The sequence below is a fragment of the uncultured Ellagibacter sp. genome, from assembly GCF_934643285.1.
In the GTDB taxonomy this organism is placed as follows: Bacteria; Actinomycetota; Coriobacteriia; order Coriobacteriales; family Eggerthellaceae; genus Ellagibacter.
In genome coordinates, this window is sequence record NZ_CAKUBT010000003.1 from 95302 (window position 1) to 111013 (window position 15712).

General features: G+C 59.6%; 16 protein-coding genes and 1 pseudogene. 8 read left to right on the forward strand and 9 right to left on the reverse strand.

Going from position 1 to position 15712, the window contains the following annotated elements; genetic code table 11:
- Positions 1-101 precede the first annotated feature (101 nt).
- The 5 genes and pseudogenes from Q0I65_RS03205 to Q0I65_RS09685 form a co-directional block, all read left to right on the forward strand.
- A complete protein-coding gene (locus Q0I65_RS03205) occupies positions 102-944 on the forward strand; it encodes a hypothetical protein (RefSeq protein WP_296059728.1) in 843 nt (280 codons plus the stop codon).
- Between the two features lie 60 nt (positions 945-1004).
- Positions 1005-1376, forward strand: coding sequence for a hypothetical protein (locus tag Q0I65_RS03210; protein WP_296059731.1), 372 nt, complete (start codon positions 1005-1007; stop codon positions 1374-1376).
- A gap of 254 nt (positions 1377-1630) precedes the next feature.
- Positions 1631-1756, forward strand: coding sequence for a transposase (locus Q0I65_RS09680; RefSeq protein WP_366513211.1), 126 nt, complete (start codon positions 1631-1633; stop codon positions 1754-1756).
- A 2-nt stretch (positions 1757-1758) separates the two neighbouring features.
- Positions 1759-2757 (forward strand): IS3 family transposase, encoded by a 999-nt coding sequence (locus Q0I65_RS03215; protein WP_296059868.1) that lies wholly within the window; start codon positions 1759-1761, stop codon positions 2755-2757.
- 62 nt (positions 2758-2819) lie between these two features.
- Positions 2820-3233, forward strand: a pseudogene (locus tag Q0I65_RS09685) (zinc-ribbon domain-containing protein); the annotation flags it as partial.
- Between the two features lie 237 nt (positions 3234-3470).
- On the opposite strand, the gene Q0I65_RS03220 reads toward Q0I65_RS09685, so the two are convergent.
- The 3 genes from Q0I65_RS03220 to Q0I65_RS03230 form a co-directional block, all read right to left on the reverse strand.
- Positions 3471-4016 (reverse strand): hypothetical protein, encoded by a 546-nt coding sequence (locus Q0I65_RS03220; RefSeq protein ID WP_296059734.1) that lies wholly within the window; start codon positions 4014-4016, stop codon positions 3471-3473.
- Positions 4017-4105: 89 nt separating this feature from the next.
- Positions 4106-4996, reverse strand: coding sequence for a nucleotidyl transferase AbiEii/AbiGii toxin family protein (locus Q0I65_RS03225; RefSeq protein WP_296059736.1), 891 nt, complete (start codon positions 4994-4996; stop codon positions 4106-4108).
- Positions 4993-5649: a type IV toxin-antitoxin system AbiEi family antitoxin domain-containing protein gene (locus Q0I65_RS03230; protein ID WP_296059739.1), complete on the reverse strand. Its 657-nt coding sequence runs from the start codon at positions 5647-5649 to the stop codon at positions 4993-4995. The genes Q0I65_RS03225 and Q0I65_RS03230 overlap by 4 nt, the downstream gene beginning before the upstream one ends.
- A gap of 131 nt (positions 5650-5780) precedes the next feature.
- On the opposite strand from Q0I65_RS03230, the gene Q0I65_RS03235 reads away from it, so the two are divergent.
- Positions 5781-6245: a hypothetical protein gene (locus Q0I65_RS03235; RefSeq protein ID WP_296059740.1), complete on the forward strand. Its 465-nt coding sequence runs from the start codon at positions 5781-5783 to the stop codon at positions 6243-6245.
- 142 nt (positions 6246-6387) lie between these two features.
- Here the strand turns inward: Q0I65_RS03235 and Q0I65_RS03240 are convergent, their stop codons facing one another.
- The 4 genes from Q0I65_RS03240 to Q0I65_RS03255 form a co-directional block, all read right to left on the reverse strand.
- Positions 6388-6708, reverse strand: coding sequence for a hypothetical protein (locus Q0I65_RS03240; RefSeq protein ID WP_296059743.1), 321 nt, complete (start codon positions 6706-6708; stop codon positions 6388-6390).
- Between the two features lie 82 nt (positions 6709-6790).
- Positions 6791-7048: a type IV toxin-antitoxin system AbiEi family antitoxin domain-containing protein gene (locus Q0I65_RS03245; protein WP_296059744.1), complete on the reverse strand. Its 258-nt coding sequence runs from the start codon at positions 7046-7048 to the stop codon at positions 6791-6793.
- Between the two features lie 2023 nt (positions 7049-9071).
- Positions 9072-10190: a nucleotidyltransferase gene (locus tag Q0I65_RS03250; protein WP_296059747.1), complete on the reverse strand. Its 1119-nt coding sequence runs from the start codon at positions 10188-10190 to the stop codon at positions 9072-9074.
- Positions 10183-11292, reverse strand: coding sequence for an HNH endonuclease (locus Q0I65_RS03255; protein WP_296059749.1), 1110 nt, complete (start codon positions 11290-11292; stop codon positions 10183-10185). The genes Q0I65_RS03250 and Q0I65_RS03255 overlap by 8 nt, the downstream gene beginning before the upstream one ends.
- A 141-nt stretch (positions 11293-11433) precedes the next feature.
- Here Q0I65_RS03255 and Q0I65_RS03260 point away from each other — a divergent pair, with 141 nt between their 5' ends.
- Together Q0I65_RS03260 and Q0I65_RS03265 are read left to right on the forward strand one after the other, a co-directional pair.
- A complete protein-coding gene (locus Q0I65_RS03260) occupies positions 11434-12846 on the forward strand; it encodes an ATP-binding protein (RefSeq protein ID WP_296059752.1) in 1413 nt (470 codons plus the stop codon).
- Position 12847: 1 nt separating this feature from the next.
- Positions 12848-13606, forward strand: coding sequence for an RloB family protein (locus Q0I65_RS03265; protein WP_296059754.1), 759 nt, complete (start codon positions 12848-12850; stop codon positions 13604-13606).
- A gap of 372 nt (positions 13607-13978) precedes the next feature.
- Here Q0I65_RS03265 and Q0I65_RS03270 read toward each other — a convergent pair whose 3' ends face one another.
- Both Q0I65_RS03270 and Q0I65_RS03275 read right to left on the reverse strand, forming a co-directional pair.
- The gene (locus tag Q0I65_RS03270) at positions 13979-14878 is read right to left on the reverse strand and encodes an IS3 family transposase (RefSeq protein ID WP_296059757.1); all 900 of its coding nucleotides are present in this window, start codon (positions 14876-14878) and stop codon (positions 13979-13981) included.
- Entirely contained in the window at positions 14821-15159 is a 339-nt protein-coding gene (locus tag Q0I65_RS03275; protein ID WP_296059759.1) for a transposase, read from the reverse strand. The genes Q0I65_RS03270 and Q0I65_RS03275 overlap by 58 nt, the downstream gene beginning before the upstream one ends.
- Positions 15160-15712: the final 553 nt, after the last annotated feature.

The following is a 15712-nucleotide window of genomic DNA, read 5'->3' on the forward strand; positions in this document are numbered from 1 at the left end:
CAAATCATACCGACGGCATGCGCCATGTCCTTTCTCTTTTCTGGACGCGTTCAGCTTTCAAAGTGCGCAAAGAATTTTACGTCACCTGACTAAGGAGCAAAATGGATAGCAGAAAGGCAAAGGGCATTGCAGCCGATTTTGCCACAACTGGCGCAGAAGCCGTTGTGGAGACAGCGGCAGACAACCTCCCATTGCTCGCCTCGGCAATTCACGACGCAGGCTTTCAGGGTGCCGCCTCAATCCTCGCAGACGGCGTTGTCGGCGCAGTAGCTCCCGGTGCCCTTGGCCTCGTCTTCGGATGCCGCATGAGGCGAACAGAGCGAAACTTGATTATTCTGATCGACAAGCTGTCTTCCAATATCGAGATCGTCAACGAAAGATTGGACTCCCTAGAAGCAACTGTTCGGGACAAATACACAAACGGCTCATACAGGGATGCATTTCTTGACAGCGTGGTCGACGAGAACGAGCCCGAAAAGGTGTCTCGTAATGTCAATGCCTTCATAAACTGCATGGCGCACGGTAGTGCGGGCGACTCATTTGTCCTAACGCTGTTCGACGATCTGTCGAGGCTCAATAGACTCGACATCCGCGCCCTTAAACTTCACTACTACAATCCCATTACCGGGCATATGGCCGACGACAGCTTTGATAGGCTGATTCGGGAAGAAGGAATTGACTGCAGTGAGTATAGAATCATTCGCGAAAAGCTATGTCGCTTAGGCCTACTCGAAAGCAAAAACGAGGAGAAGCGGGAAAAGAACCTCGAGGCTGTTCAAAATGCAGTCAGCGAGCTTCTTTCGCAGCTTGGCAAGAGGAACCCCAAAATCCCCAAGCCCCCAAAGCTCCAAAGAATCAGCACCTCTGACTCTTATTCGATTACCTCGCTCGGACGCCGGTATCTTGAATTGATTCGCCCGGTTCAAGAGACAGTTTCAGCTTAATGCAAATTCGAGCCTTCAAATCGAGGGCAACTGGTCTCTCTAGGTAGACAGGGATATGCCATGACAAATAGAGCGGTAGCAACAAGGCAGCAGGCGATTGAGAAGGCCGGCGGATCGCTTGCCTGCAGGAAAAACGATTTCGCCATCAGCGTCTTCAAGAAACTAATTCAAGCAGATGAGCAGCAATCTGAGGCAATCATCGAGAAGATTACCGATGTGGCAGTAGCGGCTGACATTGCGAAAGACCTTGGAGTTGGGGCGGAGAAGACGACGCGTTACGTCGTGAACATGACAGACGAAATGAAGGATGCCATCGACAGGGGGATCATCAAGCTCGACTCTGACAAGGACGGCCAGTCCTACGCTCAAATCAGGGATGCCGACGACCGTTACGGCAAGAAGCCATCCATCAGCGAGGAGCTCTCCGGGTAGGGCGTAGACACACATGAAGCGATGAATGTGCTGTAGCTTAAGGCGATTCAGGACTAGCTCGCCGAGATGGCTGAAATACTTGATGCCGTCAGCCAGGACGTTGAGCTCGTCCTCCAAGGGCAGCAAAACGACAGGATAGGACTCTATATCGCGGGGCGGAACCTGTTCATCGAGTCTCAAAACAGCAGATCCAACGCTTAAGCGGAGTAGGTATGATGAATTGGGCACCAAGTTAAGAGTGGGAAGTGTTCAAGATGACCCAAAGAAGAAAGCGATACGACAAGCGGTTCAAGGCCTCGGCGGCAAAGGCGGTCCTGTCCGGGGAAATGACGGTCAAAGACCTATCGGAGGAGCTCGGGATAAAGGACTCGACGCTATGACGATGGGCCTGCGAATACGAGGAGACGGGAGACGACGCGTTCCCCGGAAACGGATCTCCGAAGATCAACAAGGACTACGAGATCGTGAAGCTCGAGAAGAAGGTCGAGGAGCCCGGGCGCGAGAACGAGATGCTAAAAAATTTCTGGGCCTCCTTGAGTCAAGACCATGCGCGAGGCGCGGGTTCCTCGAAGGGCATAGGGGCGAGATCGGCCCCATCAAGAAGGCATGCGGGCTGATGAAGGTCTCGAAATCCGGTTTCTACGAGCATCTCGGCCGGAAGAAGTCCAACACCCAGGTAGAGCGAGCGGCACAAGGGCCGCTACGGCTACCGGCGCATCAACCGCGAACTGCGAAAAGCGGCATCGCCGTGAGCGAGAAGCGCGCGCTCCGCACCATGCGGAAGCTCGGGCTTGCCGGAAGGGGCGCGACCCGAAAACACCGCATCCAGAAGAAGGTCGAGCCGGGAGACCCTCGGCTGAACCTGGCAGAGCGCGCTTTCTCCGCGGGCGGGCGCAACAGGCCTTGGGTGGGCGGCATCGCCTACATGCCCGCAAGCGAAGGGCGGCTCTATCTCGCGGCCGTGACAGGCGCCTTCTCCCGCAAGGTCGTGGGCCGGTCGATGTCCGAGCGCATCACCGGGAAGGTCGCGATCGACGCGATAGGGCGGGCGGTTGGCAGGGAGGGTCCGCCAGACGACGGCGGCCTCGTCTTCCATGACGACCAAGGCGCGCAGCACGCCTCCCGTTCCTTCCAGAGATGCCTGGACTCGCATGGCATGGTCCGGTCGGTATCAAGGCCCGGCACGCCGCTGGGCAACGCGGTGGCCGAGTCGTTCTTCAAGACGCTGAAAAGGGAATCGGCGGACGAGAGGAGCTATGGGACGAGGGACGAGGCAGAGCAGGACATCTTCAAACACATAGAGCTCTATTGCAATAGGGCGCGCATGCATTCCACCCTGGACTGCATGTCTCCAATGGAATACGAGCGGCAACACGCTTGAGGATCCTTAAAAGAAAGTCCAGTTTCTCCTTCCCACTCAAAATCGCCTAACCCGAAACGGTCCAGGATTTCCACCGCAGTCCCATATGTTCATTTCTAAGTTACCACCCACACTCCAACAAGCGCGTCTGGTGGAAGCGCAAGGAGGGCCACGAGTGGTCCGGCCTCATAGCGAACCGAGCGCGCAAGGGCAAGGCGGACCCGGGCTGCCCGTACTGCTCGGGGCGCAAGGTGCTCGCCGGCTACAACGACCTGGCCACCACGCATCCCAGCATAGCGGCCATGTGGCACCCGCGCATGAACAAGCGCTTGAAGCCCACCGGCGTGCAGGCCGTAAGCCGCAAGCCCGCATGGTGGCGCGGCGGGTGCGGCCACGTCTGCCAGATGGCCGTCCGCGACAGGGTGAGGGCCAGGCCGGGCTACTGCCCGTACTGTTCGGGGAGGAAGAGGCCCGAGAGGCCGATAAGGCTCGACTAGCCCTCGGCCCCTCGGCGAGGAAGGAACGGGGGAGGCGTCGGCGCCTCCTGCCTATAGGCGTGATTTTGCGAATATTGGACTGGACGGGTATGTGTGGCAGCTGTGGGGGTCCGCATCGTTTTCGATGGTTAGATTTATGTATGCGTCGACGCTGATGCGAAGAATCGTCCCATTGGGAACTTGCCCCAATGGGACGATTCTTTATCCGATCTGGAGGCAGTTTTTCGGAGTGGCGCTTTACGAGCTCGACGCCGAGCTCAGGGAGATAATGCTCGATGCGCTGCATATGGCGAGTCCCAAGGCAAGTATCTTGACGCCTGTTGCTATGCGACATCGAAGGGAGCGGGGCGCGTTCTTGAGGCCATGGGCTTCCCGGCCGAATGGAAGAAAGTGGCCAGATGCAAAATCTGAGATCGACTGTCTAAGCTGAATCACCGTTTTAGGCGGATTATTGGCGCCGGAATCGCGTCCGATCCCGGCGCTTTCGGCCAAGTTCTTGACGGAGGCCCTGCCTTGCTCATGCGCCGCGTCGACGGCGTTTTTCTCGTTCTCATCGAGCTGACGCGACGGTTCGGCTCGGCTGCCCTTGCCTTGCTTTCCGGCCCCCGCGTCAGCAGGTACGGGAACGGGGTTGCCGCCTTCGTCCGTGTGGGTGACCTGCTCGCCTGGGCGGTCGAAGTGGATGATGGTGGTGTTGACGGTCTGCCTGTATCCGAATTTCACCCCGGCAGCATTGCAGTCTCTCTTGATGCGCGGGATGCCCGTGCCGTAGCGCTCGATCATTTCCGAGCGGAAGAGCGCCTGGGCGATGCCGCGATACGACGCAGCCCGTTTCGCCGGGCGTTTTCTGTCTCATTGATACTCGCTCTGAGCTACTCCTCCCAGTTCAGGCTTTCGTGGTCCCAGCATAGCCCTCCGCATCGCTGCTCCAACGCAGGGTCGAGCAGCGATGCCGCGAGCTTCGACGCCTCGCCGATGTCGTGCAGGCGCGTGGGGATTCCAGTTTGCGCGCAGAGCTTTGCGAATTGGCGGGCTTGGGGATTGGCCCATTCTTGCGGAATCGCAAACGACTCTATCGGCCCGATTTTCCTGACAGCCATCTCGCGGCGCAGGCGCGCCTGTAAGTCGGTGCCGTCGATGTCGCACGTCAGAGTGTAGACAACGATGTCCACGAGGTCCTTGACCCTGGAGGACGCCCGGCCGTTGTGGCGCTCGGCGAGCGCGCAGAACTTGTCCGCGAGCGCTGCGCCGACCGGATAGACTAGGTAGTCGCATGTATCGAGACCCTTGACGTCTATCCTGTCGGCCGGTGAAACGGCCTCGGCGCCTTCGAGCGGCACCTCGTCGATCACCAGGTCGATGGCTATTGCCTGCATGCGCTTTGCGCCCAGCATCGGGATGAACCGCACCGACAGGCCGCTGCGATACTCGTCATCGGGCTTGATAGGCTCGGCGCCCGCGTACTCGAAGACGACGAAGTCGCCCAGGTCGCGCTGCGCGAGCCTTCGCAGGTCGGCAAGCGCGCCTTCTATGCTGTCGAGCGTCGAGAGCAGGTCGATGTCGCGCGTCGCCCTGCCGTCGAGCGTGCGTGCGAGCACGCTGCGTCCGCCCTTGAGCACGAAGGACTTGTTGCCGTCGGCGAAGACCCGGCACAGCAGCCTGTGGAAGTAGAAGCCCGCTATGGCGCGGCCGGTGTCCTGCGGCGAGGCTTTCGCGGCCTCCTTGACGGCCATCTCCAGCGCTGCAGCTGATTTGTATGTCATGCTTGCGGCCCCCTTCCTGCCATGCCCGCGTCTGCCAGCAGCGATGCGAGCGTCCTTTCCCCCTTGCGCCGGCCGTATCTCGACGCGAGCAGCGCTTCCAGCTTGTCGAGGTCGAACGGCCTGCGCCCGCTGCACGCGTCTCGCAGCGCGTCCGCCACGAGCGAGCGATCCTCGTCGTCCGCCACGAGGTCGAATATCGTCCTCTCCGGTACGGTGACGGGCAGGCCGCTTTCGAATGACACCTCGTCCCGTGCGATTTTGCGCACCGCGAAGCTCGCGTCCTTGTTCCTGGAGTTGATGCGCCTGGGGGCGTAGATGTGGTACGGGCTGAGGTAGAAGTCGCCGATGCCGAGCAGCGATGCGGCGGTGGCGCCGCCTACGGCGATGCCGTCCCACGCCCCGGCATGCGCCCTCTCGTGCGTGAGCTCGGCAGGGGCCGTGAGCTTCCAAATTGCCGCGAGCTCGTCGGTCGGCTCGGAACCCGAGCCGACTAGGCGGTAGGCGCCGCGTGCGACGCGCTCCAGGCGTCCGGCGCGCGCGCCGTCGTGGAGGGCGTCGCGGGGTATGCCCATCCTGGCTGCCTGCGCCGTCGTGAACACACCTTCCGACTCGGAAAGCTCGGCGATGGACGATATGTGGTCGTTTCTTTTCATGTCTCAATTGTAGGGTAATAGCCTACCTTTGCAACTAATTCCTTTTGTTTTTGCGGATAGGGTACCTTCGAGCGGTTAAGATATTTTTTACCCTCGGATTATTTAGCCGTTTTTTCGAAAGAAGGCAAGCCATGGGCTTCTCGTTCAGGCACTCTGCTGGTTTTGGCAAGCGGATGGAGTACCGCATCATCGGCAAGATGCTGATGGAGGGGCTGGACGGCTACGTTCCCTTGGTCGACGACCATGGCGTCGACTGCGTGGTGAAGAAGGGCGACGGCACCTTCGTCGAGGTCCGGATCAAGGCGCGCTCGAAAGAGGTCAAGATGGGAGACGGCGCCATGTTCGCCTTCATATCCCACGAGCCGCGCCCAAACTACTACTTCGTGTTCGTTTCAGAGCGCCTAGACAAGATGTGGATCATGTCCTCTGAGGAATTCCTGAGCGAGATCAGGCCCATCCCGTCGGGGAGAAACGCGGGCAAAAGGAGCATCAAGTTCAACGGCTACAAGATGAACAAGGCAAAAGGGAAGCGGGAAGAGTATGCGCTCGACAGATACGCGAAATACGAGTGTGCCGACTTCGCGCGTTTTCATTGAGAGTTTGCGTTTTAGTATAGTGGCGCTGCGATAATGGCGGACTTTCTCGTTAAAGGGTTTGGTCCGGCGGTTGGGGCGCCCCGGTTCACGGGAGCGCTGCTCATCCAGCGGCTACCTATTCCCTGCAGGATTCCGTGAACGGCTAATCGCAGAGCCTTGCTACCTCAGCTCCGCATTCCGCGCACCGGCCCTCGACGAGCACGCGGCCGTGACGCATGCGCAGCGTGTAGCCGGGCGCGAACTCCGCCGTGCCGCAGTTATGGCAGAACGCGTTGGCGAGCAGCAGCTTGCGGATGTGCTCGGGGATCCTCCTCCACTCCCGCAACGCCTCGATCTCCGTGACGCCCTTGCCGCGGCGGAACTCGTCTTCCTCCATCTCCTCGGCGACGAACCTGGCGATCATCTCCTCGCTTACGTCGTCGGCCCTCATCTGCCGGGCCATCTCCTCGTATTTTGACTCCATGAATTGCCCTCGTTTCTCGCGTGGTTGCCGGTTGGGGGCGGTCGGCTCGCGGTTGGCTACGGTCAGTTCGCGGTCACCTGAATTACTTGGTGGCGAGCACGGACTCGCCATGCAGGTAGGCCCCGTCGCCCACGAGCGCTACGGCCTCGGCGTAGGCGTCGTATGGCGTGGGCACCCAGCGCGCGAGCTTGTACACGCCGTGGCCGCGCCGCAGGAGCCTGCCGTCGGCGCACCAGCGGTTGAGCTCGCTGGGCGCCGCGCCGGCTTCTCGAGCCTGCGCGGCGGTGATTATCCCGTGCCCGTCGGCTGCGATGTCGTATATGTCATCGAAATGTGCCATGTCAAAACCTTAACGCATTCGTAAAGCTTTTGACAGCGTTTGTGAGCTTGTCGGGATAGGGGTTTGGCTGCGCGTTGGCTCTCTTTTGCGTCGCTTTCTTTTCGGCTGGATGCATGCCTGCTCCGTGGAAATGCGGACCAGCTATATGATTCTACGGAGCAGGCATGCGAGCGGCCATGCGGGCTTCCAACGTCTCAAAGGGTCGGTCAAGGGCGTTCCAAACAGCGATGAGTAGACGGTTGCCGAGAAGATGCGGTCTCTGCTGCGCTTCGGCGCCGGATCGATGCGGCATAGAGACGTGTTCGTCATTTATTATCGCCTTCGAATCAAAGGAATCGGCGTCGGGGTTCTGGGCTCCTGCACGGCCAAGGACATCTTCGGAGACGAGTCGATGCGCGAAGAGGGTTGAGCTGATGTGTGCACCCGTCTTGAAAAATTCTTCTCGGACAGGCGTTGCGTCCGCCAGCTTTCCAGCGCGAAAGGCAGTTGGCTGGAGCTTCCCGCGGGGAAGGTGACGGCCGGCATCCTCTCCAAGGTCAAGAAATTAATGATGAGGCGCTAGGGTTCCCGGGTTGAGCGGCTCCGCTTGGCTTGATCTGGATAGGGTTTGTGTAGCCGCAAGCTGTTTGCAAAGAATCGTCCCATTGGGAATCTGTCCCAATGGGACGATCTGCTATCCGATTTGAAGGCGGCTTTTCGGAGCCGGTTCATTGCCAATGAAGGTGGGCATGAGCTGTAAAAGTCTTGAGGCCCAAACTCCAGAAGGCAGATAGTTCAACTTCCTAGTCGGAGCATTTCTGCAGGTAATCTTGTTTTTTCGTCTTGACAAAAGGGATGTCTGCTGTAGGCCCACGGCCTACAGCAGACATCCAACTACTCGTGTTCGCACGGCATCCGCATCGGTGCTCCGACCGCCTCGGCGTGCCGGAGCGGGCAAGGCTGTATTCAGCTTCGATTCAGTCCCCCAGTTTGTCGTCGAGCGTTTCGACAAGCTGGGAGATCAGTTGTGGAGGAGACGGCAGTGTCTCTGGGCGTGGTGCCTCTCTGTCTATAGGCGCGATTCGGCATCTCTTGGACCAAATGCGTTGTGGCTGGCTTCGCAGTCTGTTCGCTGCCATCGGACATCGGCGGCAATCGCTCGCGACATTCTGCCGGACGTAAACTGGCCATAATCCGGCTAAAACCGTTCAAACGTCACTAAAAGCGGCGATATGGAATCCTGCGAGGTTAGTGCGGGCTTGAGCGCCAACCGACGAAAAAGTCTCTGCGATTATCGACGGTAACGGGCTCTTCCAAAGGCACGCTTGTCAGGTCGCTATGGTGCCGGCCCTCCTCTCGCCCGCATCGAGGAGTGGGATTGATGTGATAGCCGGAGGGGCGATTTTGCTGCATGCTCGCTGCGCGCTGCTTGCCAGATGAACGCGTCATCAAACTTACATGCGCGCGATGAATAGCCCCGATTTTGCCATGAAATCGGGGCTCGGTGTCAAGTTTCAGGGTGCCAAAAGTTACATCAGTCGCTTACGACCGCTCGTTTATCCTTTCGAGCGGAACAGGCTCCAGTGCCCTTGCTCTCCGCCATGCCGAGCTGGGCAGTGGCGATTGCGAGCCTATACGACGTGCTCGCCGCCACCGAGCCACTCTCCTGTTGCCAACCAAAGCTCGAAGAAGACGAGCCACTCCATGGCCCATGGTACATACGTGTCGGCTATGAGCTGTCCGCTGTCCCAATCTCGCCTTTGAAGGCAAAGCTTCACGCTCTTTGACTTTTCATCAAATCCGAATTGGTGGGGTATCGAGCCGAGGTCTTCGCATCGCTCAAGTGCCCCGGATCTGGCCCAGACTTCTGGGAATCGTCCTTTGCTCCAAGTCAGCCGAAGCTCGTATGTCTCGCATCCTTCGGTCGGGGTGAGCATGGCCTCCCAGGTCAGTATTCCTTTGCTGTGCGTTACGCTCGAGTTTGGGAAGCGGTGCTTTAAAGCGAAAAGTTGCTGCCCCATGCTCAGCGATCTTGCCGCATGCCTCATAGGCCGAAGAACGTGTGGTTGGGGATTGCCTTCTCGCCATGCAGCGCAAGAGGGGCGATGCCGGCCGCTGAGGCGAAGAGCTCGCCGTTCTCCCGCCGGCTTTTTAGCGTGCCGCCGAACTCCTTGAAGGCGGCATTGGCCTGTCGATTGCCCATGCAGCTTCCCAGGTGCTCCTTGAGCTTGTCCATGCCCTTGGTGTTCAGCGCCGTATCAACGAGGTCGGATTTTGCGGCTGCGAGCCAATCGTGGAACGCGGCTGCCTTCTCAGGGCAATCGTTCCATTTGTCGGCGAAGTTCTCGTATTCGTCCACTGGGTTTTTGATGCTGTAGATGCCGTTTCGGCATTCCACGTATTGGTCCATGCGGCTCAGAATCCCCTGGATCGCATCGAACGTGCCCTGCTCGTTTCTGTAGGCGCGGGCGGCTAGCGTTGTGATGATTATCGATATCGGGGCATCGTCGCGGCCGGCGAACATGATGTTCCGGTGATGCTTGAGTATCTGGACGGCTTGCTGCAGAGGCGACTTGACGGAGTACTCGGGAACCTCCTCTAACGAGCAGGAGATGGTCGACGATGCCCTCGACCTCGCGACCTCGTAGGGGCGACCGGCCTTGGCGATGAACCAGTCGCGGTAGCCTTTCGGGTTGCTGTACCTGTCGGAATAGCTTCCGTCCGGGTTCTTGTGGGTGAGCCTGATCGCCGTGTCGTCACTGCAGTGGGTGATGTCTGGCGAGCAGGGCAGCACGTCCATGTGGAACTTGTCATATTGGAATGTCCAGCATCTCTTGCCTTCGTCTTCGGTGTCCTTGCGGTAGCCTCTAAGGCTTTTCCCCACGGCTTTCTTGATGTGCGATGCTGGCGCAGAGGCCGCGTCTTCCATCTCGCATACCAGGTCGATGTCGTAATCCTCGTCCTCGCCGCTTATGGGCCTGATCACTGTTCCTAGTGCGAACGAGCCCTGGGTGTAGACGTCGGTCTCGCCAAGGGAGGTATCGTCGTCTAGGTGCCTCCCGACGGATTTGTAGCTGCGCTCTGCGGCATCGGCCATCGCATCGGTTATGCTGATGGACTCGGCGAGCTTCGAGTAAAGGATATCCAGGTTATGGCTAGTCATCGCTGCCTCCGATCTCTATCGACTGGCTGAATTTGCCGTCGGTCTTCTCGTAGACGACGGCCTTGGTGAGAAGGTTGCGGTTGAAGAGGCCGCCTAGCGTGACGGCCATGCTGACGGGAAGGGCGGGGAAGATGTGGACCTTCGCGACATGCGGCATTGCGGAGTGGACTTCGTCAAGGAGGCTGATCGCCTCGCGCTCGAAGGCCCTGACGTCCTCCTGCGTGCGGGCTATATACACGGAAGGGTTTGCTGCCCTTAACTCCACGACGGGCATTCCGGAGCTTGTCACTTCAGCAGGCAGGGTTTCCTTGCTGACGGCGCCGCTGACGGAGAGCACCAGCGCGACTTCGGCCGAATCGGAGGAGGGGACGGCGTCGTGCTGGAAAGAGCTTTGGCGCTCCTCGTCATGCCAGCACCAAGAGTCCGTATCCCGCTGCTTCTGAAACACGGTTACCTGCTGCTTGTCTCCGATGAGGCTGCCCAAGGCTATCAAGATCGGCTGGGGCGCGATTGCGAAGATGGCAAGCGGCACGGTCGGGTCCATGGTTAGTCTGCGGCTGTTGATTTTCCTGGCAAGCAGAGAGCAATCGTTGGCGATCGATCCCGACGCCGCATTCGAGTCCATGACCCTGATTTCCGTGTCCCCTGCGTGCACCATGCCGGAGGAGGCCATGGCTTGGGACCATTCGCTGCGCGATATCTCGGTCGCATTCCCATGTATGGGGCAGGTGACGGTGATAACGTATGCGCTCTGGGGCCTCGAAGCCTGCATTACCTTGCTGACATACTCTTCGCGTTTGGACTTTATGCTTCGTAGCACGTCCGCGGTGTACGTAACTTCGTCGTCGTCGATGGTCTTGTGGCACTGCGGGCACAGGAGCATAAGATTCTCTATGGAGTTCCTGTCGTCCTCCGACAGATTCTCGTTGAACCGGGGGCCGTCCCCGCTGTATGCGTGGATATGGGCTATGTTCGAGTAGTTGCCCGATGTTCTATATGCGCCTCCCTCGAACAGCGGCTTGGAGCATATCTGGCAGCATCCGGCGGCCTTGCCCCACAGCGCGTCCCTTGTTGCGGATGGAATGTTTTTGCGATTGCCCAATCAAACCTCCTGAATCATTTATTTGTCGAAATTCTCGTCGTTTGCCAAGATAATATCATTTGACGAAAAAAGCGTCAAATATTAGAATCACTTTAGATATATCGACAGGAATGACCCGGCGTTTTCGCGTTGGGTTTCAAAATGGAGGAAACGATGCTCATCCGGCTCTCTTTTAAGAACTTCAAATCTGTTGGGCTGGAGCCCGTCACCCTAGAGATGGTCTCCTCTGCGAAGGTGCGCAAGCTGAAAGGGCACGTCTGCGCCTCCTCCAAGGAGGCGAAAATTCTGCGCAACGCCGTGATTTATGGTGGCAATGCCGCAGGCAAGAGCACCCTATACAAGGCTTTCGCGTTCATGAAGGCCGCCGTCATGGGCGGGGGGCTGCCCCAAGAAGGGATAAGGGAGTACTGCCGCTGTGGGGAGGGGCACGCCGAGGACGAGTCCACTTTCGACATCCAGTTCGAAACCGAAGGGCGCGTCTTCGACTACGGTTTCAGCTGCATTCTGTCAAAGATGCATGTCACCTCGGAGTGGCTCTACTCCCTGGGCGGCGACGCGAAGCCCCTCTTCCTCAGAGACGGCGTGTCGTCGATAGATTGCAGCGGGGTTCGAGAGGCCGCCGATAATGCGGATGTCGCCAGGCTCGACGTTTACGCTGACGACTTCTGCCATGATCAGTCGGAGACGATGGGGTCTGGCCTGTTTCTCTCCTACATAGGAAAGGGCCGCTCGTTCTCGGGCGACTCGGCTCTCGATGCGCTCAAGAGGGCTTTCGCATGGTTCGATGCGGGGATCGAGACGATCGGCGTCAACCAGCGTGCCTCTTCCACCGAGTACTACACGGAATCGAGTACGCTTGACCAGGTGGCCGAGGTCCTCTCGTCCTTCGACACAGGCATCAGCGGACTGTGCAAAGAGGAGGTCGGAATGGACGAGCTCGACAAGGTCGTCCCGCCCGAGATCAGGTTCACCATTACCGAGCTGCTGAGGGCCAACGCCCCTAAACGCGACAGCGACAAATTCGGTTTGACCATTCGCAACGAGGACTTCTTCGTGGGAATCGAGCGCGAAGGGGCCGGTGAGCCTAAAGCCACGGTTTTGAGGACGAGGCACGGAGGGTCTTTGCTGACGTTCGACTTCCAGGACGAGTCGGACGGCACGAGGCGTTTGTTCGACTTCATGGATATCCTGTTCACCCAAAGCGAGGACAAGGTGTTCGTGATCGACGAGCTCAACAGGAGCTTTCATCCCATGCTGACGCAGCACCTGGTTGAATTGTTCAACCAGGTGCACGCGAACGACGACTGCCAGCTGGTGTTCACGACACATGAGAACGACATAATGTCCTACGAGTACTTCCGCCGCGATGAAATCTGGTTCGTGGAGCGCGACGAGGAAGGTTTGTCGAGGTTGTACCCCCTTGACGACTTCGCCGCCGACGGGGCGCGCTCGGATGCCCGCCTGAACAAGAAGTACCTGGAGGGCAGGTACGGCGGCGTGCCCGTTATCGACCTGTCTCGCGCCCGCGCCGCGCTGAATGTTCGGGAGGGTTAGCATGCCCCCTCTGAACTCCCTTGAAACCTGGTCGGTTCGCTCCGCTAGAGGAGGTAGGAAACCGAAATCGAAGTGCTTCTTCATCGGCGAGGGGCCGAATACCGAGTATTGGTATCTGGAGTCGCTTGCCGTGCGGCTCGCAAAGATGAACGCCCCTGAGCTCATCGAGCTCAGGCCCGTGGAGAGGACCGGCAACGAGAGAAACCAGTCCGCGCCGAAGAAGCTCCTGGAGCAGGCGCGGCTCATCCGGGGCGATGCGGAGGCGTTTGGGTTCGACCCCGAGACGGACCGCATTGTCGTGTTCTTCGATGCCGACGTGTACAAGGGCGACTCCGAGCGCTATGCGTCCGACCTCGGCATGTTCTCCGGGGTTGCCGAGGTTGCGGTGACGAACCCGAGCTTCGAGCTGTATCTCCTACTGCACCTCGACGACGCGTTGGAGGAGTACGTCTTGCCTAATGAGGAGGAGATTCTCGGCAACGGCTATGTCGGCGGCAAACGTCGCTACGTCGAAAAGCTCGCGAGCGATGTCCTCGGCTTCAACGTGAAGCATAACGAGAAAGTCGGAGGACTTGCGCGACGTTTTGGGGTTGCGGTTATGAACGAGCGGGCGCTCAACCAGGATCCGTCTCAATCCATCGGCCGGCTCACCAGCAACGTGGGCGCGCGTATCATGGAGATCATGCGCACCGGCGCGTCTTCCGAGGAAAGCTACCTCGGGCTGTGCAGGCGTCTCGGAGTCGAAGACGAACTTGCTTGATAACCTCGTGCGCAAAACGGTCAGCTGCGGTCAGCTGAGTCGTTTGCACATACAGCAGACATCTCTTCGCCCATGCTCGCGCAGCATTCGCATCGGAGCCCTGCCCGCCTCAGCATGCTCAAGCGGGCAGGGCGCCTTGCCGAGGAGAAGCGCCCAGAGCTTTCCGCGAAGCCGGCCGCCCCTCAACTCGCTTTCCGGGGGATGCCGGCGGCGAACGGCATCCCTCCCAGCGCGGTCGTCTGCAGCGCGAGCAGCCTCACGGCCTGCGAGAAGTTCGTGCCCAGGCCCTTGAGCACGGACTCCATCTCGCCAGCGACGTCCTCCGGGATCTTTGACCTGTGTCAAGATTTCGGACACTTTGGCTAGAGGAATTTACGCGGCCGAGGGCATCGCCTCCGGCTCCGGCCTCGTGCGCTCGAAGAACGACTCCATGGCCTGCGCCGGCACCTGGTAGCCGATGGTGGAGTGCGGCCGCCTGCGGTTGTAGTCGGCCTCGATGAACTCGACGACGGCGTGCTTGGCGTCGGCCCTGGTGGCGAATCTCCTCCTGTGGTACATCTCGTTCTTGAGCGTCGCGAAGAACGACTCGGCCACGGCGTTGTCGTGGCAGCTGCCGGTGCGGCCGCAGGAGAGGCGCACGTCGTTGTCGCGCGCCCATTCCGCGAGGAGCCGGCTGGTGTATTGCGCCCCCCTGTCGCTGTGGAATATGGCGTTTCCCGCCACGTAGCCGCGGGATTTCGCGGATTCCAGCGCCGCCACGGCGATGTCGGCGGTCATCCTGTCGGCGAGCGACCAGCCGACCACCATGCGCGTGCACAGGTCGATCACGGTGGCGAGGAAAAGCCATCCCTCGCCGGTGCGCAGGTAGGTGATGTCGCCCACGAGCTTGTAGGTGGGGACGGGGCTCGCGAAGTCGCGGCGCACCAGGTCGGGGCGGGGCCTGGCCTTGGGGTCGGGGACCGCGGTCCTTTTCCTTGCGTTGGGCGTGCAGCCGCGTATCCCCAGCTTGCGCATCAATTTCAGGACTCGGTAGCGCGTCAAGCGGGAGAATTCCGGCGGCAGTATCGCGTACACGAACCTGAACCCGAAGCGCCTGTCGGATTCCAGCCACACGCGCATCACCGCGTCGCGCTCGGCGGACCAGTCGTCTTCCGGGCAGCCGTTCGCGAGCCACGAGCAGGAGCCCGACCGGCTCACGCCGAGAATGCGGGCCGTCAGGGAGACGGGGAACCCGGCCTTCTCCTCCAGCATGAGGCGGTAGCGCGCGGCCACCCCTGCTCTTTGGCGAAGAAGGCCGCGGCTTTTTTCAGGAACGCGTTCTCCATCTCGAGCTCGCGTATGCGCCTCCTGGCCTCGCGCAGCTCGCGGTCCTCGGCCTTCGGGTCGGGCTGGCCGGAAAGCTCCCGCCTGCGCTTTATCACCCATTGGTTGACCGTCTTGGAATTGAGGCCCAGTTCCCTGCAGCATTCCGAGATCGGCCTTCCCGTCGAGATCACGTAGTCGGCGGTCTCGCGCCTGAACTCGTCGGTGTACTTGGCGGCTGGGTTCGACATGGCATCGTCCTTTCGTCGTCGTCGACTTGCATTCTAGACGGTCGGTTCCTCTAGCATGCGTGTCCGAAAAGACGATACAGGTCAGCGATAGCCTCGTGCGCAAAACGGTCAGCTGCGGTCGGTTCTCGGTCAGCTGAGTCGTTTGTCCAGCAGACATCCCTCCGCCCATGCTCGCGCGGCATCCGCATTCCTCCTCTTCGCGTAGCCATGGTATTCGGATTCGGGCGCGCGCAAGATCCCGCATGCCTTTCTGATGGGGCCGAACTCGCCCCTGTGCTCTTTAAGGAACCCGCGCCTCGCGCATGGTCTTGACTCAAGAAGGCCCGGAAATTTTTTAGCAGCTCATTCTCGCGTTCGAGCTTCTCTATCCTTTTGCGGAGCTTCACGATCTCATAATCCTTGTTGACCTTCGGGCTGCCGTTTCCGGGGAAGGCGTCTTTGTCCATCTCCTCGTACTCTTGCGCCCACCGCCTCCCTCTCCAACAAGCGCATCGGGAAGAGGTACAAGAATCCTGCCGCAGTTCCGTTGTGCGACGTTTTTTCGCCCGATTTG